Source organism: Pseudomonas sp. P5_B3 (assembly GCF_056400405.1).
The window spans coordinates 1-20,804 of sequence record NZ_JBFULI010000018.1 but is presented as its reverse complement, the minus strand read 5'-3'; the positions used below and the strand labels follow the sequence as shown (position 1 = coordinate 20,804).

The window sequence follows — 20,804 nt, the reverse complement described above, 5'->3', positions numbered from 1 at the left end:
GCTTCCCCTTAACCGCGAGCCTTGGCTGCTGGACGTACAACCAAGTTGCCGCCAGTAGCGCCAGGAACAGCGCCCTTGACCAACAACAGATTGCGTTCAGCGTCCACGCGCACTACTTCGAGGGACTGCACGGTCACGCGCTCAGCGCCCATATGACCGGACATTTTTTTGCCCTTGAATACACGACCAGGAGTCTGGCACTGGCCGATAGAGCCTGGAACGCGGTGGGATACGGAGTTACCGTGGGTGTTATCTTGCCCGCGGAAATTCCAACGCTTGATCGTACCCTGGAAGCCTTTACCCTTGGACTGACCGGTTACATCAACCAGTTGACCAGCGGCGAAGATTTCAGCGTTGATCAGATCGCCGGCCTGGTACTCGCCTTCTTCAAGGCGGAATTCCATTACGGTACGACCAGCGGCAACATTCGCCTTAGCGAAGTGGCCAGCCTGAGCTGCTGTTACACGCGAAGCGCGACGCTCGCCGACAGTGACTTGCACTGCACGATAGCCATCGGTCTCTTCAGTTTTGAACTGGGTGACGCGATTCGGTTCGATCTCAATGACCGTGACCGGAATGGAGACACCTTCTTCGGTGAAAATACGGGTCATACCGCATTTACGACCGACTACACCAATAGTCATGTTGTAAACCTCATGAGTGTACGGGGCTTTCACCCGCTATGGCCGCCCATTTCAGAGCGTTACACGACTAAGACCGAGTCTTAGCCGAGGCTGATCTGCACTTCCACACCGGCCGCAAGATCAAGCTTCATAAGAGCATCAACGGTTTTATCCGTTGGCTGGACGATGTCCAGAACGCGCTTATGAGTACGGATCTCGTACTGGTCACGCGCGTCTTTGTTGACGTGCGGGGAGACCAGAACGGTGAACCGCTCTTTACGGGTAGGCAGTGGAATTGGACCACGCACTTGAGCACCAGTACGTTTCGCGGTTTCCACGATTTCCTGGGTTGATTGGTCGATCAGGCGATGGTCGAAAGCCTTCAACCTGATACGGATTTGCTGATTTTGCATTGGATTTCAGACTCCGGCTGCTATTCCCACCGGGCGCAATACGCCCGTTAAAAGGAGGCGCAATTCTATAGACGCCCCAGATGGGTGTCAACCCAATAAAAAAGCCCCCGCTGAGCGGGGGCTTTTCAAAGCATCGAAGCTATCTCAAAAGAGATGCTTACTCGATGATTTTGGCTACGACGCCAGCGCCGACGGTACGACCGCCTTCACGGATAGCGAAACGCAGGCCGTCTTCCATTGCGATGGTCTTGATCAGGGTAACTTCCATCTGGATGTTATCACCTGGCATTACCATTTCAACGCCTTCTGGCAGCTGGCAGTTACCAGTCACGTCAGTAGTACGGAAGTAGAACTGTGGACGGTAGCCTTTGAAGAACGGAGTGTGACGACCGCCTTCTTCCTTGCTCAGAACGTAAACTTCTGCGGTGAACTTGGTGTGCGGCTTAACCGAACCCGGCTTAACCAGAACCTGGCCACGCTCAACGTCGTCACGCTTGGTACCACGCAGCAGAACGCCGCAGTTCTCGCCAGCACGACCTTCGTCGAGCAGCTTGCGGAACATTTCAACACCGGTGCAGGTGGTGGTGGTGGTGTCACGCAGACCAACGATTTCCAGTGCATCTTGAACGCGAACGATACCGCGCTCGATACGACCAGTCACAACAGTACCACGACCCGAGATCGAGAATACGTCTTCGATTGGCATCAGGAATGGCTTGTCGATAGCACGCTCTGGTTCTGGGATGTAGCTGTCCAGAGTTTCAACCAGTTTACGAACGGCAGTAGTGCCCATTTCGTTGTCGTCTYTGCCTTCCAGCGCCATACGAGCCGAACCGATGATGATTGGAGTGTCATCGCCCGGGAAGTCGTAGGTGGACAGCAGGTCGCGAACTTCCATCTCGACCAGTTCCAGCAGCTCAGCGTCGTCTACCAGGTCAGCCTTGTTCAGGAAAACCACGATGTACGGAACGCCTACCTGACGGGACAGCAGGATGTGTTCACGGGTTTGTGGCATCGGACCATCAGCGGCCGAGCAAACCAGGATCGCGCCATCCATCTGGGCAGCACCGGTGATCATGTTCTTCACATAGTCAGCGTGACCTGGGCAGTCAACGTGAGCGTAGTGACGGATCTTCGAGTTGTACTCGACGTGCGCGGTGTTGATGGTGATACCACGAGCTTTTTCTTCTGGCGCGCTGTCGATTTTATCGAAATCAACGATTGCGGAACCGAAAACTTCGGAGCAAACGCGAGTCAGAGCTGCGGTCAGAGTGGTTTTACCGTGGTCAACGTGACCGATGGTGCCAACGTTGACGTGCGGTAGGGAACGATCAAATTTTTCTTTAGCCACGACAATTAACTCCTTGCCTAAAGGACTGAATCAGCCTTGTTTTTTGGTTACAGTTTCGACGATGTGCGACGGAGCTGTATTGTATTTTTTGAATTCCATAGAGTAGCTTGCGCGACCCTGGGACATCGAACGAACGTCGGTCGCATAACCGAACATCTCGCCCAACGGAACTTCAGCACGGATCACCTTGCCGGAGACCGTGTCTTCCATACCCAGAATCATGCCGCGACGACGGTTAAGGTCGCCCATCACGTCACCCATATAGTCTTCAGGCGTAACAACCTCTACCGCCATGATCGGCTCGAGCAACTCACCACCGCCCTTCTGGGCCAGTTGCTTGGTCGCCATGGAAGCAGCCACCTTAAACGCCATCTCGTTCGAGTCGACGTCGTGGTAAGAACCATCAAACACGGTAGCCTTCAGGCCGATCAGCGGATAGCCGGCAACAACGCCGTTCTTCATCTGCTCTTCGATACCCTTCTGGATAGCCGGGATGTATTCCTTAGGAACCACACCACCCACTACTTCGTTCACGAATTGCAGACCTTCCTGACCTTCGTCAGCAGGAGCAAAACGGATCCAGCAATGGCCGAACTGGCCACGACCACCGGACTGACGAACGAACTTGCCTTCGATTTCGCAGTTCTTCGTGATGCGCTCACGATACGAAACCTGAGGCTTGCCGATGTTGGCTTCGACGTTGAACTCACGGCGCATCCGGTCAACCAGGATGTCCAGGTGCAGTTCGCCCATGCCAGAGATGATCGTTTGACCAGTCTCTTCATCAGTCTTGACGCGGAAAGACGGGTCTTCCTGAGCAAGTTTGCCCAGAGCGATACCCATTTTTTCCTGGTCATCCTTGGTCTTAGGCTCTACGGCAACCGAAATAACCGGCTCCGGGAAGTCCATGCGAACCAGGATGATTGGCTTGTCAGCGTTGCACAAGGTTTCACCAGTGGTGACGTCCTTCATGCCGATCAGGGCCGCGATGTCACCAGCGCGTACTTCCTTGATCTCTTCACGGGCGTTTGCGTGCATCTGCACCATACGACCCACGCGCTCTTTCTTGCCTTTGACCGAGTTGATCACGCCGTCGCCGGAGGCCAACACGCCCGAGTAAACACGGACGAAAGTCAAGGTACCCACGAATGGGTCGGTAGCGATCTTGAACGCCAGAGCCGAGAACGGCTCGTTGTCGTCTGCATGACGCTCCATCTGCTTTTCCTCGTCATCCGGGTCGGTACCCTTGATGGCAGGAATGTCGGTTGGAGCCGGCAGGTAGTCGATAACGGCGTCGAGAACCAGGGGAACACCCTTGTTCTTGAAGGAAGAACCGCAAACAGCCAGAACGATCTCACCAGCGATAGTACGCTGACGCAGAGCACCCTTGATTTCCTCGATGGTGAGTTCTTCACCTTCAAGGTACTTGTTCATCAGCTCTTCGCTGGCTTCGGCCGCAGCCTCAACCATGTTGTTGCGCCACTCTTCAGCCAGTTCCTGCAGTTCGGCAGGGATAGCTTCACGACGAGGAGTCATACCCTTGTCGGCATCGTTCCAGTAAACCGCTTCCATGGTCATCAGATCGATCTGACCCTGGAAGTTGTCTTCGGAACCGATAGCCAACTGGATAGGCACCGGAGTGTGACCCAGACGCTGCTTGATCTGAGCGATCACACGCAGGAAGTTCGCACCGGCACGGTCCATTTTGTTCACGTAAACGATACGTGGAACACCGTACTTGTTGGCTTGACGCCATACGGTTTCGGACTGAGGCTCAACGCCGGAAGTACCACAGAACACAACGACCGCGCCGTCGAGTACGCGCAGGGAACGCTCAACTTCAATAGTGAAGTCTACGTGGCCCGGGGTATCGATGACGTTGAAACGGTACTGGTCCTTGTGCTGCTTCGCAGAACCCTGCCAGAAGGCGGTAATGGCAGCAGAAGTAATGGTAATACCACGCTCCTGCTCCTGCACCATCCAGTCTGTGGTCGCGGCGCCGTCATGCACCTCGCCCATTTTGTGACTTTTGCCAGTGTAAAAAAGGACGCGCTCGGTGGTGGTGGTTTTACCAGCATCCACGTGTGCAACGATACCAATGTTACGGTAGCGATTAATCGGTGTTGTACGAGCCATAAAGCCCTCGCAAAATTAGTGACGCTAAAATTAGAAGCGGTAGTGCGAGAAAGCCTTGTTGGCTTCAGCCATACGGTGAACGTCTTCACGCTTCTTAACTGCAGCACCTTTACCTTCAGCAGCGTCCAACAGTTCGCCAGCCAAACGCAGAGCCATAGACTTCTCGCCGCGCTTGCGGGCGTAGTCTACCAACCAGCGCATTGCCAGAGCGTTACGACGGGAAGGACGAACCTCGACCGGAACCTGGTAAGTAGCACCACCAACGCGGCGCGACTTCACTTCGACCAGCGGAGCGATGGCGTCGAGTGCTTTTTCGAAGAGTTCCAGGGGATCGGTGCCGGCCTTACGAGCCTTCACGGTATCCAGGGCACCATAAACGATACGCTCGGCAACGGCTTTCTTGCCGCTTTCCATTACGTGGTTCATGAATTTGGCGAGGATTTGGCTTCCGTATTTCGGATCGTCCAGAATCTCACGCTTGGCTGCTACGCGACGTCTTGGCATTGATAAGCCCTCAAACGGTCTTCAGGTTAGCCCKGGACAGCTCCTATGGATGCGTGCCCGACCTTACTCTTATCGACTCAATAAAATGAAAAACTGCAAAACGGCCGATTACTTCGGACGCTTGGTACCGTACTTCGAACGACCCTGGTTACGACCTTTAACACCGGAAGTATCCAACGAACCGCGAACGGTGTGGTAACGAACACCTGGCAAGTCTTTTACACGACCGCCGCGGATCAGTACCACGCTGTGCTCTTGCAGGTTGTGGCCTTCACCGCCGATGTACGAGGAAACCTCGAAACCGTTGGTCAGGCGCACACGGCATACTTTACGCAGTGCCGAGTTAGGTTTTTTCGGCGTGGTGGTGTACACACGGGTGCACACGCCACGGCGTTGCGGGCAGTTCTGCAGCGCAGGCACGTCGGATTTCTCGACGATACGCTTACGCGGCTGACGTACCAGCTGGTTGATAGTTGCCATCTACTAGCTCCACTGTTGTCTTGCGACGCTATTGTCTTGCAAGAAAAGCAAAATGGCAKGAACGAGTTCCCGCCAAATTTAGGGGTACAAGAGTCTAAAGAGGATCTTGTCCCCAGTCAAGGCAAGGCCCCGCCCTCCCCGCTCATCCAATCTCGACAAATTGTCTCGATTCGATGAACGGAGTGACCAGGGCCTCACACTCATTTACCGCAGAACTCAGTTACCGCTCGAGTTCAGCGCTTCGGTCAGTGCAGCTTCCACTTCACTGGCGCTTACGCGCAACGGCTTGTCTGCATCACGGCGGCGCTTACGCTCGCTGTGATAAGCCAGGCCGGTACCAGCCGGGATCAGACGACCCACGACCACGTTTTCTTTCAGGCCGCGCAGGTAATCGCGCTTGCCGGTTACCGCCGCCTCGGTCAGTACGCGAGTGGTTTCCTGGAAGGAAGCCGCCGAGATGAACGATTCGGTGGACAACGACGCCTTGGTGATACCCAGCAGAACGCGAGTGAACTTGGAGACAAACTTGTCTTCGCCGCTCAGACGCTCGTTCTCTACCAGTACGTGAGTCAATTCCATCTGGTCGCCCTTGATGAAACTGGAATCGCCGGATTCAGCGATCTCAACTTTACGCAGCATCTGACGCAGGATGGTCTCGATGTGCTTGTCGTTGATCTTCACGCCTTGCAGACGGTAAACGTCCTGGATCTCGTTGACGATGTACTTGGCCAGCGCACTCACACCCAGCAGACGCAGGATGTCGTGTGGATCGCTCGGACCGTCGGAGATAACTTCGCCGCGGTTTACCTGTTCGCCTTCGAACACGTTCAGGTGACGCCACTTCGGAATCAGCTCTTCGTACGGATCGGTACCGTCGTTCGGGGTAATAACCAGACGGCGCTTGCCTTTGGTCTCTTTACCGAACGCGATGGTGCCGCTGACTTCAGCCAGAATCGACGCTTCTTTCGGACGACGGGCTTCGAACAAGTCGGCAACACGCGGCAGACCACCGGTGATGTCGCGAGTCTTCGAAGTCTCTTGCGGGATACGAGCGATAACATCACCGATCGCGATCTTCGCACCATCCGCTACACCAACCAGGGCGTTGGCTGGCAGGAAGTACTGAGCGATAACGTCAGTGCCTGGCAGCAACAGATCCTTGCCGTTGTCGTCGACCATCTTCACGGCAGGACGGATGTCCTTACCGGCAGCTGGACGATCTTTGGCGTCGAGTACTTCAATGTTGGTCATACCGGTCAATTCGTCAGTCTGACGCTTGATCGTGATGCCTTCTTCCATGCCCACGTAGGTCACGGTACCTTTCATTTCGGTAACGATCGGGTGAGTGTGCGGATCCCACTTGGCCACGATGGCGCCAGCTTCGACCTTGTCACCTTCTTTAACCGAAATCACGGCACCGTATGGCAGCTTGTAACGCTCACGCTCACGACCGAAGTCATCAGCGATGGCCAGCTCACCGGAACGGGACACGGCAACCAGGTGACCATCCACTCGCTCAACATGCTTCAGGTTGTGCAGACGGACAGTACCGCCATTCTTCACCTGAACGCTGTCGGCTGCGGAGGTCCGGCTTGCCGCACCACCGATGTGGAACGTACGCATCGTCAGCTGGGTACCCGGCTCACCGATGGACTGGGCAGCGATAACGCCGACCGCTTCACCGATGTTCACCTGGTGACCACGAGCCAGATCACGACCGTAGCACTTGGCGCAGATGCCGAAACGGGTTTCGCAGCTGATCGGCGAACGCACGATCACTTCGTCGATGCTGTTGAGCTCGATGAACTCGACCCACTTCTCGTCTACCAGGGTGCCGGCAGGAACGATGACGTCCTCGGTACCTGGCTTGAATACGTCACGGGCGATAACACGACCCAATACGCGCTCACCCAACGGCTCTACAACGTCACCGCCTTCAATGTGCGGAGTCATCAGCAGACCGTGCTCGGTGCCGCAATCGATCTCGGTTACAACCAGATCTTGTGCAACGTCTACCAGACGACGAGTCAGGTAACCGGAGTTAGCCGTTTTCAACGCGGTATCCGCAAGACCCTTACGAGCACCGTGAGTGGAGATGAAGTACTGAAGTACGCTCAAACCTTCACGGAAGTTCGCGGTAATCGGCGTTTCAATGATGGAACCGTCCGGCTTGGCCATCAGGCCACGCATACCGGCCAGCTGACGAATCTGTGCTGCGGAACCCCGCGCACCCGAGTCGGCCATCATGTACATCGAGTTGAAGGATTCCTGGTCGACTTCGACGCCATGACGGTCGATGACTTTCTCTTTMGAGAGGTTGGCCATCATCGCCTTGGAAACTTCGTCGTTCGCCTTGGACCAAAGGTCGATCACTTTGTTGTACTTCTCGCCCTGGGTTACCAGGCCGGAGGCGTACTGGCTTTCGATCTCTTTCACTTCATCAGTAGCAGCATTGATGATGCGGGCTTTTTCATCCGGGATAACGAAGTCGTTAACACCGATGGAAACGCCGGAAATGGTCGAATAAGCAAAACCGGTGTACATCAACTGGTCAGCGAAGATCACGGTCTCTTTCAGACCAACCACGCGATAGCACTGGTTGATCAGCTTGGAGATCGCCTTTTTCTTCATCGGCAGGTTGACGACGTCGTAGGACAGACCTTTTGGCACAACCTGGAACAACAGCGCACGGCCGACAGTGGTGTCGACGATACGGGTGTTGCTCACGCTGCCGCCATCACGGTCGTTGACGGTTTCGTTGATCCGCACCTTGACCTTGGCGTGCAGTGCGGCTTCGCCGGCACGGAACACACGGTCAACTTCTTGCAGATCCGCGAACACACGACCTTCGCCCTTGGCGTTGATCGCTTCACGAGTCATGTAGTACAGACCCAATACAACGTCCTGCGACGGAACGATGATTGGCTCACCGTTGGCTGGCGACAGAATGTTGTTGGTCGACATCATCAACGCACGCGCTTCGAGCTGGGCTTCCAGCGTCAGCGGTACGTGCACGGCCATTTGGTCGCCGTCGAAGTCGGCGTTGTACGCGGCGCAGACCAGAGGGTGCAGCTGGATAGCCTTACCTTCGATCAGTACCGGTTCAAACGCCTGGATACCCAGACGGTGAAGGGTCGGTGCACGGTTGAGAAGAACCGGGTGTTCGCGAATCACTTCAGCGAGAACGTCCCAAACCTCTGGCAGCTCGCGCTCGACCATCTTCTTGGCAGCCTTGATGGTGGTAGCGAGACCACGCATTTCAAGCTTGCCGAAAATGAACGGTTTGAACAGCTCGAGAGCCATCTTCTTCGGCAGACCGCACTGGTGCAGACGCAGGGTCGGACCTACGGTAATTACCGAACGGCCGGAGTAGTCAACACGCTTACCGAGCAAGTTCTGACGGAAACGACCCTGCTTACCCTTGATCATGTCAGCCAGGGATTTCAGAGGACGCTTGTTGGAGCCGGTGATAGCGCGGCCACGACGACCGTTGTCGAGCAGTGCGTCGACGGCTTCCTGCAACATACGCTTTTCGTTGCGCACGATGATGTCCGGAGCGGACAGATCCAGCAGGCGCTTCAAGCGGTTGTTACGGTTGATCACTCGACGATACAGATCGTTGAGGTCGGAAGTCGCGAAGCGACCGCCATCGAGCGGGACCAGTGGACGCAGATCTGGCGGCAGAACCGGCAGAACGGTCAGCACCATCCACTCTGGCAGGTTGCCGGAACCCTGGAAGGCTTCCATCAACTTCAGACGCTTGGACAGCTTCTTGATCTTGGTTTCGGAGTTGGTTTGCGGAATTTCTTCACGCAGGCGGCCAATCTCGTGTTCCAGGTCGATAGCGTGCAGCAGTTCGCGGACAGCTTCGGCACCCATGCGGGCATCGAAATCGTCGCCGAACTCTTCCAGCGCTTCGAAGTACTGCTCGTCGTTGAGCAGCTGACCTTTTTCAAGGGTGGTCATGCCTGGATCGATAACGACATAGCTCTCGAAGTAGAGAACGCGTTCGATATCACGCAGGGTCATGTCCATCAGCAAGCCGATACGGGACGGCAGCGATTTCAGGAACCAGATGTGGGCAACTGGCGAGGCCAGTTCGATGTGCGCCATGCGCTCACGACGAACTTTTGCCAGCGCGACTTCAACGCCACACTTCTCGCAGATCACACCACGGTGCTTCAAGCGCTTGTACTTACCGCACAGGCACTCGTAATCCTTTACCGGGCCAAAGATCTTGGCGCAGAACAGGCCGTCACGCTCAGGCTTGAACGTACGGTAGTTGATGGTTTCCGGCTTTTTAACTTCACCGAACGACCACGAACGGATCATCTCAGGCGATGCCAATCCGATACGGATGGCGTCGAACTCTTCGACTTGACCCTGGTTTTTCAGCAAATTCAGTAGGTCTTTCAAGGCCTTTCCTCCTGGCGGAGCAGAGAGCGGGCAATCCTGCCCCGCTCTCGATTCGCGTCACGTGTTATTCGGTTTCCAGATCGATATCGATGCCGAGGGAACGAATTTCCTTGATCAACACGTTGAAGGACTCGGGCATGCCCGGCTCCATACGGTGATCGCCATCCACGATGTTTTTGTACATCTTGGTACGGCCGTTCACATCGTCCGACTTCACTGTGAGCATTTCTTGCAGAGTGTAAGCGGCACCGTATGCTTCCAGTGCCCAGACCTCCATCTCCCCGAAACGCTGACCACCGAACTGCGCCTTACCACCCAGCGGCTGCTGGGTAACCAGGCTGTACGAACCGGTAGAACGAGCGTGCATCTTGTCGTCTACCAAGTGGTTCAGCTTCAGCATGTACATGTAGCCAACGGTAACCGGGCGCTCGAACTTGTTGCCGGTACGGCCGTCGGTCAGCTGCATCTGGCCGCTTTCTGGCAGATCCGCCAGTTTCAGCATGGCCTTGATTTCGCTTTCCTTGGCACCGTCGAACACTGGAGTGGCCATTGGAACGCCGCCACGCAGGTTTTGAGCCAGATCCAGGATTTCCTGGTCCGAGAAGTCATCGAGGCTTTCCTGACGACCGCCGATCTCGTTATAGATCTCGTGCAGGAACTTGCGCAGCTCGGCAACTTTGCGCTGCTCTTCAATCATGCGGTTGATCTTCTCGCCCAGACCCTTGGCCGCGAGGCCCAGGTGGGTTTCAAGGATCTGACCGACGTTCATACGCGAAGGTACGCCCAACGGGTTGAGGACAACGTCGACCGGGGTGCCATTGGCATCGTGCGGCATGTCTTCAACCGGCATGATCACGGAGACCACACCCTTGTTACCGTGACGACCGGCCATCTTGTCGCCCGGCTGGATGCGACGACGGATTGCCAGGTAGACCTTGACGATTTTCAGCACGCCTGGAGCCAGGTCATCGCCCTGCTGCAGTTTGCGCTTCTTGTCTTCGAACTTGTCGTCCAGCAGACGGCGACGATCAACGATGTAGGCCTGAGCCTTCTCGAGCTGCTCGTTCAGAGCATCTTCAGCCATGCGCAGTTTGAACCACTGGCCGTGCTCAAGACCGTCGAGAACTTCGTCGGTGATGTCCTGGCCTTTCTTCAGACCGGCGCCGCCTTCGGCTTTGTGGCCGACCAGAGCGGAACGCAGACGTTCGAAAGTAGCACCTTCAACGATGCGGAACTCTTCGTTCAGGTCCTTGCGGATCTCGTCCAGCTGGGACTTCTCGATCGACAGTGCACGAGCATCACGCTCAACGCCGTCGCGGGTGAAGACCTGTACGTCGATGACAGTACCTTTGGTACCGGTAGGTACACGCAGGGAAGTGTCCTTAACGTCGCTGGCTTTTTCACCGAAGATCGCACGCAGCAGTTTTTCTTCCGGAGTCAGCTGGGTCTCGCCTTTCGGAGTGACCTTACCGACCAGGATGTCGCCTGCGCCAACTTCAGCACCTACGTAAACGATACCGGCTTCGTCCAGCTTGTTCAGAGCCGCTTCACCCACGTTCGGGATGTCGGCAGTGATTTCCTCTGGGCCAAGCTTGGTGTCACGGGCCACACAGGTCAGTTCCTGGATGTGGATCGTGGTGAAGCGGTCTTCCTGAACAACACGCTCGGACAGGCAGATGGAGTCTTCGAAGTTGAAGCCGTTCCATGCCATGAACGCGATGCGCATGTTCTGACCCAGCGCCAGCTCACCCATGTCGGTGGACGGGCCGTCGGCCATGATGTCGCTACGCTGAACCCGATCACCCTTACGCACCAGCGGACGCTGGTTGATGCAGGTGTTCTGGTTGGAGCGGGTGTACTTGGTCAGGTTGTAGATGTCGACACCGGCTTCACCGGTTTCAACTTCGTCATCGGCAACACGAACCACGATACGGCTGGCGTCGACGGAGTCGATCACGCCGCCACGACGAGCCACGACGCAAACGCCGGAGTCACGGGCTACGTTACGCTCCATGCCGGTACCTACCAGCGGCTTGTCAGCGCGCAGGGTTGGTACAGCTTGACGCTGCATGTTCGAACCCATCAACGCACGGTTGGCGTCGTCGTGCTCGAGGAACGGAATCAGCGACGCAGCAACCGAAACTACCTGCTTCGGCGATACGTCCATCAAGGTGACGTCTTCCGGCGCCTTGACGGTGAATTCGTTCAAGTGACGAACAGCTACCAGTTCGTCGATCAGGACTTTCTTGTCGTTCATCGTGGCCGAGGCCTGAGCGATCACGTGATCGGCTTCTTCGATGGCGGACAGGAATACGATCTCGTCGGTGACCAGAGCGTCTTTCACCACACGGTACGGGCTCTCGAGGAAGCCGTACTGGTTGGTGCGCGCGTAGGCAGCCAGGGAGTTGATCAGACCGATGTTCGGACCTTCCGGCGTTTCGATCGGGCATACACGACCGTAGTGAGTCGGGTGTACGTCACGAACTTCGAAGCCGGCACGCTCACGAGTCAGACCGCCAGGGCCGAGTGCGGAAACACGACGCTTGTGGGTGATCTCGGACAGCGGGTTGTTCTGGTCCATGAACTGGGACAGCTGGCTGGAACCGAAGAACTCTTTCACCGCCGCAGCCACTGGCTTGGCGTTGATCAGGTCTTGCGGCATCAGGCCTTCGCTTTCAGCCATCGACAGACGCTCTTTGACCGCACGCTCAACACGTACCAGGCCAACGCGGAACTGGTTCTCGGCCATTTCGCCTACGCAGCGAACACGACGGTTACCCAGGTGGTCGATGTCATCGACGATGCCTTTACCGTTACGGATGTCGACCAGGGTCTTCAGTACCGCGACGATGTCTTCCTTGCACAGCACGCCCGAACCTTCGATCTCGGTACGACCGATACGACGGTTGAACTTCATCCGGCCGACCGCAGACAGGTCATAGCGCTCAGGGCTGAAGAACAGGTTGTTGAACAGGGTCTCGGCAGCGTCTTTGGTTGGCGGCTCGCCAGGACGCATCATGCGATAGATCTCGACCAGCGCTTCCAGTTGGTTGCTGGTGGAGTCGATCTTCAGGGTGTCGGAGACGAACGGACCGCAGTCGATATCGTTGGTGTACAGAGTTTCGATGCGAACAACCTGAGCCTTGGCGATTTTGGCCAGGATCTCGGTGTTCAGCTCGGTGTTGCACTCTGCCAGGATTTCGCCGGTTGCCGGGTGCACGATGACCTTGGCGGTTGTGCGACCCAGGACGTAGTCCAGAGGCACATCCAGCTCTTTGATCCCGGCTTTTTCCAGCTGGTTGATGTGGCGAGCGGTGATACGACGACCTTGCTCGACAATAACCTTGCCTTTGTCATCCAGAATATCGAGGACGGCGATTTCACCGCGCAGGCGCTGAGGCACCAGTTCCAGGCTCAGGGTCTCGCCCTTCACGTGGAATACGTTGGTGGTGTAGAACGCGTCCAGCACTTCTTCAGTGGTATAGCCCAGCGCGCGCAGCAGTACCGAGGCAGGCAGCTTGCGACGACGGTCGATACGCACGAACACGCAGTCTTTCGGGTCGAACTCGAAGTCCAGCCACGAACCGCGGTAAGGAATGATGCGCGCGGAGTACAGCAGTTTACCGGAGCTGTGCGTCTTGCCACGGTCGTGGTCGAAGAACACGCCCGGGGAACGGTGCAGCTGGGAAACGATTACACGCTCGGTACCGTTGATTACGAAGGTACCGTTTTCAGTCATCAGGGGGATTTCACCCATGTAGACTTCTTGCTCTTTGATGTCCTTGATCGCTTTGTTCGACGATTCTTTGTCGAAAATGATCAGGCGCACTTTTACCCGCAAAGGTACGGCGTAAGTTACACCGCGCAATACGCATTCTTTGACATCAAATGCCGGTTCGCCCAGGCGATAACCGACGTACTCCAGCGCAGCATTGCCGGAGTAGCTGATGATCGGGAAAACGGATTTGAAGGCCGCATGCAGGCCCACGTCGCGGAACTGATCTTTAGTCGCTCCCGCTTGCAAGAATTCACGATACGAATCCAGCTGGATGGCCAGGAGGTACGGCACATCCATGACGTCCGGCAACTTGCTAAAGTCCTTGCGGATACGTTTTTTCTCAGTATATGAGTAAGCCATCAGCGTTCCCCAGCTTGGTCACCTGCTTGTTTGGCCCCTCCCGACGGGAGCAGCCAGAAAATCGTGCAAACCCCATGGTTTGCGCCACCGCATCGGGTGGTTACAGCACGTTATCGGCACCGACCGAGTCGGCTGCCAGTAACGGAAAAAGGCCGGTGGCAAGAGCCACCAGCCATCAGCCTGTCGCTTAACGCTCGGGCTGGAGGAGCAAAGTCGATGCTTACTTCAGCTCGACTTTAGCGCCTGCTTCTTCCAGAACTGCTTTGGCTTTGTCAGCTGCTTCTTTGGCAACAGCTTCCAGAACCATGGCAGGTGCGCCGTCAACTACAGCCTTGGCTTCTTTCAGGCCCAGACCGGTCAGTTCACGTACAGCCTTGATCACGTTAACTTTCTTCTCGCCAGCTTCGGTCAGCATGACGTTGAATTCGGTTTGCTCTTCAACAACAGCGGCAGCAGCGGCAGGACCTGCCGATGCAGCAGCAGCGGTAACGCCGAATTTTTCTTCGAAAGCTTTGATCAGCTCAACAACTTCCATTACGGACATGTTGCCAACTGCTTCAAGGATATCGTTCTGAGAGATAGACATGAATCTAATTCCTGATATTGGGGACGGCCTACGCGACCATCGAAAAAAACAAAAAACGCGAGAAGTTGACGAGCCTTAGGCTGCAGCAGCTTCTTTCTGGTCGCGAATTGCCGCCAGAGTACGAGCCAATTTGCTGGTAGCGCCTTGAATCACGCTCATCAGCTGAGAAATTGCTTCGTCACGGGTCGGCAGAGTTGCCAGTACGTCGATTTGGTTAGCTGCGAGGAACTTGCCCTCGAACGCAGCTGCCTTGATCTCGAACTTGTCCTGACCCTTTGCGAATTCCTTGAAGATCCGGGCAGCAGCGCCTGGATGTTCCTTGGAGAACGCAATCAGGGTAGGGCCAGTGAACACGTCGTTGAGGACACTGAATTCAGTGTCAGCAACAGCGCGCTTGAGCAGGGTGTTACGTACAACACGTACGTAAACGCCAGCTTCACGAGCCTCTTTACGGAGTCCGGTCATCGCGCCTACTGTTACGCCACGGGCATCAGCCACGACAGCGGACAGAGCGACTTTGGCAGCCTCGTTGACTTCAGCGACGATGGCCTTCTTGTCTTCGAGTTTAATTGCCACGGGTTTAACTCCTGCTTGTTACCGTTTCATCTGGTCGAAACCGGATGTCGTTTTGGTGTCTGATTCGGTAAGGAACCGGGAGCACCATCTGCGTAGGCTTGTGGTTTAAGACTTGCGTCGCCTACGGTCTTGGATAGCCCCCGCCAGGCAGGGACCCCAATTTTTCAATTGGCGCAATTACTTGCGCCAATCTGTGTCTTACGCGTCGAGCGAGCTTTGGTCGATGACCAGACCTGGGCCCATAGTGGTGCTCAGGGTAACGCGCTTGACGTAAATGCCTTTCGAGGAAGCTGGCTTGATACGCTTCAGATCAGCGATCAGGGCCTCAACGTTTTCCTTCAGCTTGACGGCGTCGAAGCCGATCTTGCCAACGGAAGTGTGGATGATGCCGTTTTTGTCGGTGCGATAACGAACCTGACCAGCCTTGGCGTTTTTAACCGCGGTAGCTACGTCTGGAGTTACGGTGCCGACTTTAGGGTTAGGCATCAGGCCACGTGGACCGAGGATCTGACCCAACTGACCTACAACGCGCATTGCATCCGGGGATGCGATCACTACGTCATAGTTCAGGTCGCCGCCTTTCATTTCGGCAGCCAGGTCGTCCATGCCTACGCGGTCAGCGCCGGCAGCCAGAGCGGCTTCAGCAGCTGGACCCTGGGTGAACACAGCAACGCGAACGGTCTTGCCAGTGCCGTGTGGCAGCACAGTAGCGCTACGAACGACCTGGTCGGATTTACGTGGGTCAACACCCAGGTTTACAGCTACGTCGAACGACTCGCTGAACTTGACAGTCGACAGCTCGGCCAGCAGGGCAGCAGCGTCTACAAAGTTGTAGGCCTTGCCTGCTTCGATTTTGCCGGCGATAGCCTTTTGACGCTTGGTCAGCTTAGCCATTACACACCCTCCACGTTAAGGCCCATGCTACGAGCAGAACCGGCGATAGTACGCACGGCTGCTTCCATATCAGCTGCAGTCAGATCCGCGTTTTTGGTTTTCGCGATTTCTTCCAGCTGAGCACGAGTCACGGTGCCAACCTTAACGGTGTTCGGACGAGCGGAACCGCTGGTCAGACCGGCCGCCTTCTTCAGCAGAACCGAAGCAGGGGTGGATTTGGTTTCGAAAGTGAAGCTACGGTCGCTGTAGACAGTGATGATCACTGGAGTCGGCAGACCTGGCTCAAGACCCTGAGTACGGGCGTTGAAAGCCTTGCAGAATTCCATGATGTTCACGCCGTGCTGACCCAGAGCAGGACCAACAGGTGGGCTTGGGTTAGCCTGAGCGGCTTTCACTTGCAGCTTGATGTAAGCGGTAATCTTCTTGGCCATGAGGCACTCCAATTACGGGTTCAAACGCCTCGAAAGGCTCCCCGGTTACTTGCGCGTTTATCCCAGTGACGACAAAACCCCACAGCCTACGGCTGCGGGGTTGGGATTTTTGTTCAACTAGACCTTTTCGACCTGGCTGAACTCGAGCTCCACCGGAGTAGAGCGACCGAAAATGAGCACTGCGACCTGGATCCGGCTCTTTTCGTAGTTAACTTCTTCAACAACACCGGTAAAATCTGCGAACGGACCATCACTGACACGCACCGACTCGCCTGGCTCGAACAACGTCTTCGGCTTCGGCTTGTCGCTGCCATCGGCAACGCGGCGCAGAATCGCTTCTGCTTCTTTATCGGTGATTGGCGCAGGCTTATCGGCAGTACCGCCAATGAAACCCATCACCCGAGGAGTATCCTTGACCAAGTGCCAAGTACCCTCGTTCATATCCATCTGCACCAGCACATAGCCAGGGAAGAATTTGCGTTCGCTTTTGCGCTTCTGGCCATTGCGCATTTCAACCACTTCTTCAGTGGGAACCAGAATCTCGCCGAAGCCATCTTCCATACCGGCCAGCTTTACGCGCTCGATCAGCGAGCGCATTACATGCTTCTCGTAACCGGAGTAAGCATGCACAACATACCAACGCTTAGCCACGGGACACCCTTAGCCGACGATCAAGGAAACAAGCCAGCCGAGCAGGGAATCAAGCCCCCACAACAGCAACGCCATAACCAGGACAACAGCCACAACGATCAACGTGGTCTGCGTGGTTTCTTGGCGAGTTGGCCAAACGACTTTACGAATTTCGGTGCGTGCTTCCTTAACCAGTACAAAGAAAGACTTGCCCTTGACCGTCTGCAAGCCTACAAAGGCAGCTACGGCAGCAATAGCAAGCAATGCGAGTACGCGGTACAGGATCGGCGAAGTAGAAAAGTACTGATTGCCAACAACGCCAACAACCACCAGAGCGACTACTACAAGCCACTTGAGGAGGTCGAAACGAGAGCCTTGAGCTTCAGCTTTAGGAGTCATCTATGAAGATCCTGTGAAAAGAAAGCCAGACACACCGAGTGAATCTGGCAGGTCAGGAGGGAATCGAACCCCCAACCTACGGTTTTGGAGACCGTCGCTCTGCCAATTGAGCTACTGACCTAAAACAAAATCAGGCCGACCATTATGCCGACCCGAAAAAGACTTTACAACACTTACCAGGCAATCCTGGCTGCAACGCCGGCATTCACGACACCGGCAACCCTCAGAAACACAATCAGGCGCAACCACTACCACCTAAAACAAAGGCAGATATTTTCATATCTGCCTTGTTATATGGAGCTCTTGAGCGGATTTGAACCGCTGACCTCACCCTTACCAAGGGTGTGCTCTACCAACTGAGCTACAAGAGCGTAACACTGTGCAAAACCTGTAAACTTGGAGCGGGTAGCGGGAATCGAACCCGCATCATCAGCTTGGAAGGCTGAGGTTCTACCACTAAACTATACCCGCGAGGCTTACAGCTCTCGCTAAAAATGGTGGAGGGGGAAGGATTCGAACCTTCGAAGTCGTAGACGTCAGATTTACAGTCTGATCCCTTTGGCCGCTCGGGAACCCCTCCTAAGCGAGCCGGCATTCTACATCATGCCAGCCTTCTGTCAAGCATTTTTCTCATTAAAAACCTGAGCTTAGCTGCGTTGACCTCACTTCACACCGTTAACCGTTTCCGGTGTTCGCTGTGGAGCGGGCGCCATTCTATGCAAACTATTCGGTGGGTGCAACCCCCTCGCACGGCATTATTTTATGTTTTAACTCATTGAATTCTTTAGAAAGGTTTATCAACTGCAAATCGTCCAGCCAACGCCGGCTTTCCGGTGCGATACGCACCCAATACCCCGCCCCTTCTGCCGCAGCTTTCGGCAGGGACTGATACTTGACCTCCATCCCGCTCAAACGTCGCTCAACCGCCTGCGCGGCCTCCTGGCGCGTATAGCCGCCCAGATAAAGGCAGCCATTGTCTGTCGAGACAGTTTTACTCTTGTCTTTGGCTACGTCACTCGCTTCGCTCAACAAGCGGATATCTTGTTGAGATCCGCGATACAGGCTCAAAGGCGTGACATCCTTCGCGCGCAGAGGAGCCTCTTGTTGATGCCAGATGTAGTAGAAGCCATTGAGGACAAGCAGCAGCAGAAACAACCAACGCATAAAAACCTCAGGATAAGGGACAGGCCATGGCCAATCCGACAAACACCAAGTCCGGAACAACCCTGGCCTGAGGCACGACCTCAGTAACCAGGCCCGCATCCCCCCCGGTGAGGAATACGACAAAGTCCTCACCCCAGTAGCTGCGCGCCAACTCGAGCTGGGTCAGCACGAAGCCGCGCAACATCAGCAAACAACCACGCTCTACAGCCTCGACAGTCGCGCGCCCCGGGACAAGACTTTCCAGTGCCTGCTCGGCCGCCAGATCCCCATAACGAATTTTGCGAGTGTGGGTGCGTAACTGGTTACGCATCAACGGCATCCCCGGACAGATGAAACCACCCAGGTGCTCTCCATCCGCCGCTATAAAGTCAGCAGTCACGKCCGTACCGAAATCGAGCACCAGACACGCAGCTGACGCCAGATGAAAGCCCCCGAGCATTGCAAGCCACCGATCCAGACCCAGCCGCTCAAACTCCTCATACCCGTTGCGCACGCCTGACATTTCGCGCGCTGGCGTTGCGCACACAACCGGCACATCAAAGGTATCCCTGAGCAAAGACGTCAGCGCAGCGGTTTCCTCCGCGGTCCTGACGCTCACCAGCCGGCAAAACGTGAGGGCAAGCCCTTTGAGCTCCCCCAACCCCTCCAGCAATGCGAGATTGGAATCGACGACCCCTTCGCCCAGCACCTGCCCGGCATTAGCGGCAAGCACACGCCACTTGATGAAACTATTCCCACAATCGAGCTCAAGAATCATCACGCAACCTCAGGCTCAACTCACCACCACTGAAGACTTTCTCCACACCATCCACCTTCAGGCGCAAGGCGCCCTGGCCATCAATACCAAGCACTTCACCATCAATTTGATTGACGCCGGCAATCAACGACACGCTTCGCCCCTGCCACAGGTGATTCTGCTCCCACTCTGACTGGATGGCCAAAAAACCACCCGCCTGGTGACGAGCCAGGTATCGCTGCAGTATCTCCCCCAACACCGCGACCAATTGGTTGCGATCAAACAACTTGCCTGACTCGAGCCGCAGGGAAGTCCATTGCTGGTCCACCTCATCAGCGGACTGCATATTCACATTGATTCCTACCCCCAGAACCACGTGGCACACATCAGCAGGATCACCAACCAACTCAAGCAATATTCCAGCGATCTTTTTCTGCCCCACAAGGACATCGTTAGGCCACTTCAACCCAGCGGCTGCAATACCGAGCTCACGTAACGTCTGCAAAACAGCGAGTCCAACGACCAGACTCAAGCCCTCCAACTGACGCATCCCACCATCAATGCGTAGCACCAGGCTGTAATAGAGATTTTCTGCGAATGGACTGACCCACTTGCGACCACGTCGCCCGCGCCCGGCCGTCTGCCGCTCCGAAAGCACCACAAACGGTGCCGCCTGCCCCCGTCCGATAGCGCGCAGTGCTTCGGCATTAGTGGAGTCGATTGAGTCGTAAACCTGGACGGGCCAGGCGCAAGAGTGCGCCTGAGCGCTTATCTCGGCAGGATCGAGCAGCGCTAATGGCGCGGACAATTGATAGCCGCGCCCACGAACCTTATGAATAGACAAACCCAGCTCAGCCTCCAAATGCTGAAGCTGCTTCCACACGGCACTTCGACTGACGCCCAGGGCAGCACCCAATGCTTGACCCGAATGGAATCGGCCATCTTTAAGAAGCTTTAACAACGTCAGCATGCAGGTCTCGCCTCACAATGAGGCCCGCATGATAGCCACGCACCGAGCGATTGCATAGAAATCCAGTAGCCGTGGCTTTCCTGCGGACAAAAACAAAACCCCTACCTGCGTGCGCAGATAGGGGGTTCGGAATTTAATCTTGACGATGACCTACTCTCACATGGGGAAACCCCACACTACCATCGGCGATGCATCGTTTCACTGCTGAGTTCGGGATGGGATCAGGTGGTTCCAATGCTCTATGGTCGTCAAGAAATTCGGGTACTGAACCGTTTTTCAACGTTTCAGCAAATTGGGTATGTGACAGCTTTCGGTGTTTTGTGAGCGTCGAACTTTCGGTTCATTGCGTCTTCACAC

17 protein-coding genes, 4 tRNA genes and 1 rRNA gene are annotated in these 20,804 nt (G+C 55.6%); all 22 read right to left on the bottom strand.

Annotated features, from left to right (window positions below; translation table 11 throughout):
• Positions 1 to 8: 8 nt before the first annotated feature.
• A complete protein-coding gene (rplC, locus tag AC1DRN_RS12985; RefSeq protein ID WP_003186059.1) occupies positions 9 to 644 on the bottom strand; it encodes a 50S ribosomal protein L3 in 636 nt (211 codons plus the stop codon).
• Between the two features lie 80 nt (positions 645 to 724).
• Positions 725 to 1,036 (bottom strand): 30S ribosomal protein S10, encoded by a 312-nt coding sequence (gene rpsJ / locus AC1DRN_RS12980; RefSeq protein ID WP_003186070.1) that lies wholly within the window; start codon positions 1,034 to 1,036, stop codon positions 725 to 727.
• A gap of 157 nt (positions 1,037 to 1,193) precedes the next feature.
• A complete protein-coding gene (tuf, locus tag AC1DRN_RS12975; RefSeq protein ID WP_477786725.1) occupies positions 1,194 to 2,387 on the bottom strand; it encodes an elongation factor Tu in 1,194 nt (397 codons plus the stop codon).
• A 30-nt stretch (positions 2,388 to 2,417) separates the two neighbouring features.
• Positions 2,418 to 4,523 carry an elongation factor G gene (gene fusA, locus AC1DRN_RS12970; RefSeq protein WP_007994652.1) on the bottom strand — a complete coding sequence of 702 codons (2,106 nt, stop codon included), beginning with the start codon at positions 4,521 to 4,523 and terminating at the stop codon, positions 2,418 to 2,420.
• 30 nt (positions 4,524 to 4,553) lie between these two features.
• Positions 4,554 to 5,027, bottom strand: coding sequence for a 30S ribosomal protein S7 (rpsG, locus tag AC1DRN_RS12965; protein WP_007994653.1), 474 nt, complete (start codon positions 5,025 to 5,027; stop codon positions 4,554 to 4,556).
• Between the two features lie 108 nt (positions 5,028 to 5,135).
• On the bottom strand, positions 5,136 to 5,507 hold the full coding sequence (gene rpsL, locus AC1DRN_RS12960; protein ID WP_003186084.1) for a 30S ribosomal protein S12: 372 nt from the start codon (positions 5,505 to 5,507) through the stop codon (positions 5,136 to 5,138).
• Between the two features lie 216 nt (positions 5,508 to 5,723).
• Positions 5,724 to 9,923 carry a DNA-directed RNA polymerase subunit beta' gene (rpoC, locus tag AC1DRN_RS12955; protein ID WP_056728978.1) on the bottom strand — a complete coding sequence of 1,400 codons (4,200 nt, stop codon included), beginning with the start codon at positions 9,921 to 9,923 and terminating at the stop codon, positions 5,724 to 5,726.
• A 64-nt stretch (positions 9,924 to 9,987) separates the two neighbouring features.
• Positions 9,988 to 14,061 (bottom strand): DNA-directed RNA polymerase subunit beta, encoded by a 4,074-nt coding sequence (gene rpoB / locus AC1DRN_RS12950; RefSeq protein WP_108218341.1) that lies wholly within the window; start codon positions 14,059 to 14,061, stop codon positions 9,988 to 9,990.
• Between the two features lie 220 nt (positions 14,062 to 14,281).
• On the bottom strand, positions 14,282 to 14,647 hold the full coding sequence (gene rplL / locus AC1DRN_RS12945; protein WP_095945914.1) for a 50S ribosomal protein L7/L12: 366 nt from the start codon (positions 14,645 to 14,647) through the stop codon (positions 14,282 to 14,284).
• A 75-nt stretch (positions 14,648 to 14,722) separates the two neighbouring features.
• Positions 14,723 to 15,223, bottom strand: coding sequence for a 50S ribosomal protein L10 (gene rplJ, locus AC1DRN_RS12940; protein WP_007970413.1), 501 nt, complete (start codon positions 15,221 to 15,223; stop codon positions 14,723 to 14,725).
• Positions 15,224 to 15,421: 198 nt separating this feature from the next.
• Positions 15,422 to 16,117, bottom strand: a complete 696-nt coding sequence (rplA, locus tag AC1DRN_RS12935) for a 50S ribosomal protein L1 (protein ID WP_003186095.1) — start codon at positions 16,115 to 16,117, stop codon at positions 15,422 to 15,424.
• A complete protein-coding gene (gene rplK, locus AC1DRN_RS12930; RefSeq protein ID WP_007933726.1) occupies positions 16,117 to 16,548 on the bottom strand; it encodes a 50S ribosomal protein L11 in 432 nt (143 codons plus the stop codon). The genes rplA and rplK overlap by 1 nt, the downstream gene beginning before the upstream one ends.
• 117 nt (positions 16,549 to 16,665) lie before the next feature.
• Positions 16,666 to 17,199 carry a transcription termination/antitermination protein NusG gene (nusG, locus tag AC1DRN_RS12925; RefSeq protein ID WP_223461663.1) on the bottom strand — a complete coding sequence of 178 codons (534 nt, stop codon included), beginning with the start codon at positions 17,197 to 17,199 and terminating at the stop codon, positions 16,666 to 16,668.
• 9 nt (positions 17,200 to 17,208) lie between these two features.
• Positions 17,209 to 17,577, bottom strand: a complete 369-nt coding sequence (secE, locus tag AC1DRN_RS12920) for a preprotein translocase subunit SecE (protein WP_223461660.1) — start codon at positions 17,575 to 17,577, stop codon at positions 17,209 to 17,211.
• A 45-nt stretch (positions 17,578 to 17,622) separates the two neighbouring features.
• Positions 17,623 to 17,698: transfer RNA gene (locus AC1DRN_RS12915), tRNA-Trp, on the bottom strand.
• A 174-nt stretch (positions 17,699 to 17,872) separates the two neighbouring features.
• Positions 17,873 to 17,948: transfer RNA gene (locus AC1DRN_RS12910), tRNA-Thr, on the bottom strand.
• 26 nt (positions 17,949 to 17,974) lie between these two features.
• Positions 17,975 to 18,048 (bottom strand) — tRNA-Gly (locus AC1DRN_RS12905).
• 24 nt (positions 18,049 to 18,072) lie between these two features.
• A tRNA-Tyr gene (locus AC1DRN_RS12900) sits at positions 18,073 to 18,157 on the bottom strand.
• Between the two features lie 143 nt (positions 18,158 to 18,300).
• Positions 18,301 to 18,741 (bottom strand): hypothetical protein, encoded by a 441-nt coding sequence (locus AC1DRN_RS12895; protein ID WP_223461658.1) that lies wholly within the window; start codon positions 18,739 to 18,741, stop codon positions 18,301 to 18,303.
• Positions 18,742 to 18,748: 7 nt separating this feature from the next.
• Complete coding sequence (locus AC1DRN_RS12890) at positions 18,749 to 19,498, bottom strand: pantothenate kinase (RefSeq protein ID WP_477786724.1); 750 nt, start codon at positions 19,496 to 19,498, stop codon at positions 18,749 to 18,751.
• Positions 19,488 to 20,447, bottom strand: a complete 960-nt coding sequence (gene birA, locus AC1DRN_RS12885) for a bifunctional biotin--[acetyl-CoA-carboxylase] ligase/biotin operon repressor BirA (RefSeq protein ID WP_223461654.1) — start codon at positions 20,445 to 20,447, stop codon at positions 19,488 to 19,490. Before birA ends, AC1DRN_RS12890 begins: the two co-directional genes overlap by 11 nt.
• 137 nt (positions 20,448 to 20,584) lie before the next feature.
• Positions 20,585 to 20,700, bottom strand: a 5S ribosomal RNA gene (gene rrf, locus AC1DRN_RS12880).
• Positions 20,701 to 20,804 lie beyond the last annotated feature (104 nt).

What these genes read in the sequence shown, in the direction of transcription:
- rplC (WP_003186059.1), bottom strand. Translation starts at nt 644, where the DNA reads ATGACTATTGGTGTAGTCGGTCGTAAATGCGGTATGACCCGTATTTTC.
- rpsJ (WP_003186070.1), bottom strand. Translation starts at nt 1,036, where the DNA reads ATGCAAAATCAGCAAATCCGTATCAGGTTGAAGGCTTTCGACCATCGC.
- fusA (WP_007994652.1), bottom strand. Translation starts at nt 4,523, where the DNA reads ATGGCTCGTACAACACCGATTAATCGCTACCGTAACATTGGTATCGTT.
- rpsG (WP_007994653.1), bottom strand. Translation starts at nt 5,027, where the DNA reads ATGCCAAGACGTCGCGTAGCAGCCAAGCGTGAGATTCTGGACGATCCG.
- rpsL (WP_003186084.1), bottom strand. Translation starts at nt 5,507, where the DNA reads ATGGCAACTATCAACCAGCTGGTACGTCAGCCGCGTAAGCGTATCGTC.
- rpoB (WP_108218341.1), bottom strand. Translation starts at nt 14,061, where the DNA reads ATGGCTTACTCATATACTGAGAAAAAACGTATCCGCAAGGACTTTAGC.
- rplL (WP_095945914.1), bottom strand. Translation starts at nt 14,647, where the DNA reads ATGTCTATCTCTCAGAACGATATCCTTGAAGCAGTTGGCAACATGTCC.
- rplA (WP_003186095.1), bottom strand. Translation starts at nt 16,117, where the DNA reads ATGGCTAAGCTGACCAAGCGTCAAAAGGCTATCGCCGGCAAAATCGAA.
- rplK (WP_007933726.1), bottom strand. Translation starts at nt 16,548, where the DNA reads ATGGCCAAGAAGATTACCGCTTACATCAAGCTGCAAGTGAAAGCCGCT.
- secE (WP_223461660.1), bottom strand. Translation starts at nt 17,577, where the DNA reads ATGACTCCTAAAGCTGAAGCTCAAGGCTCTCGTTTCGACCTCCTCAAG.
- AC1DRN_RS12895 (WP_223461658.1), bottom strand. Translation starts at nt 18,741, where the DNA reads ATGCGTTGGTTGTTTCTGCTGCTGCTTGTCCTCAATGGCTTCTACTAC.
- birA (WP_223461654.1), bottom strand. Translation starts at nt 20,447, where the DNA reads ATGCTGACGTTGTTAAAGCTTCTTAAAGATGGCCGATTCCATTCGGGT.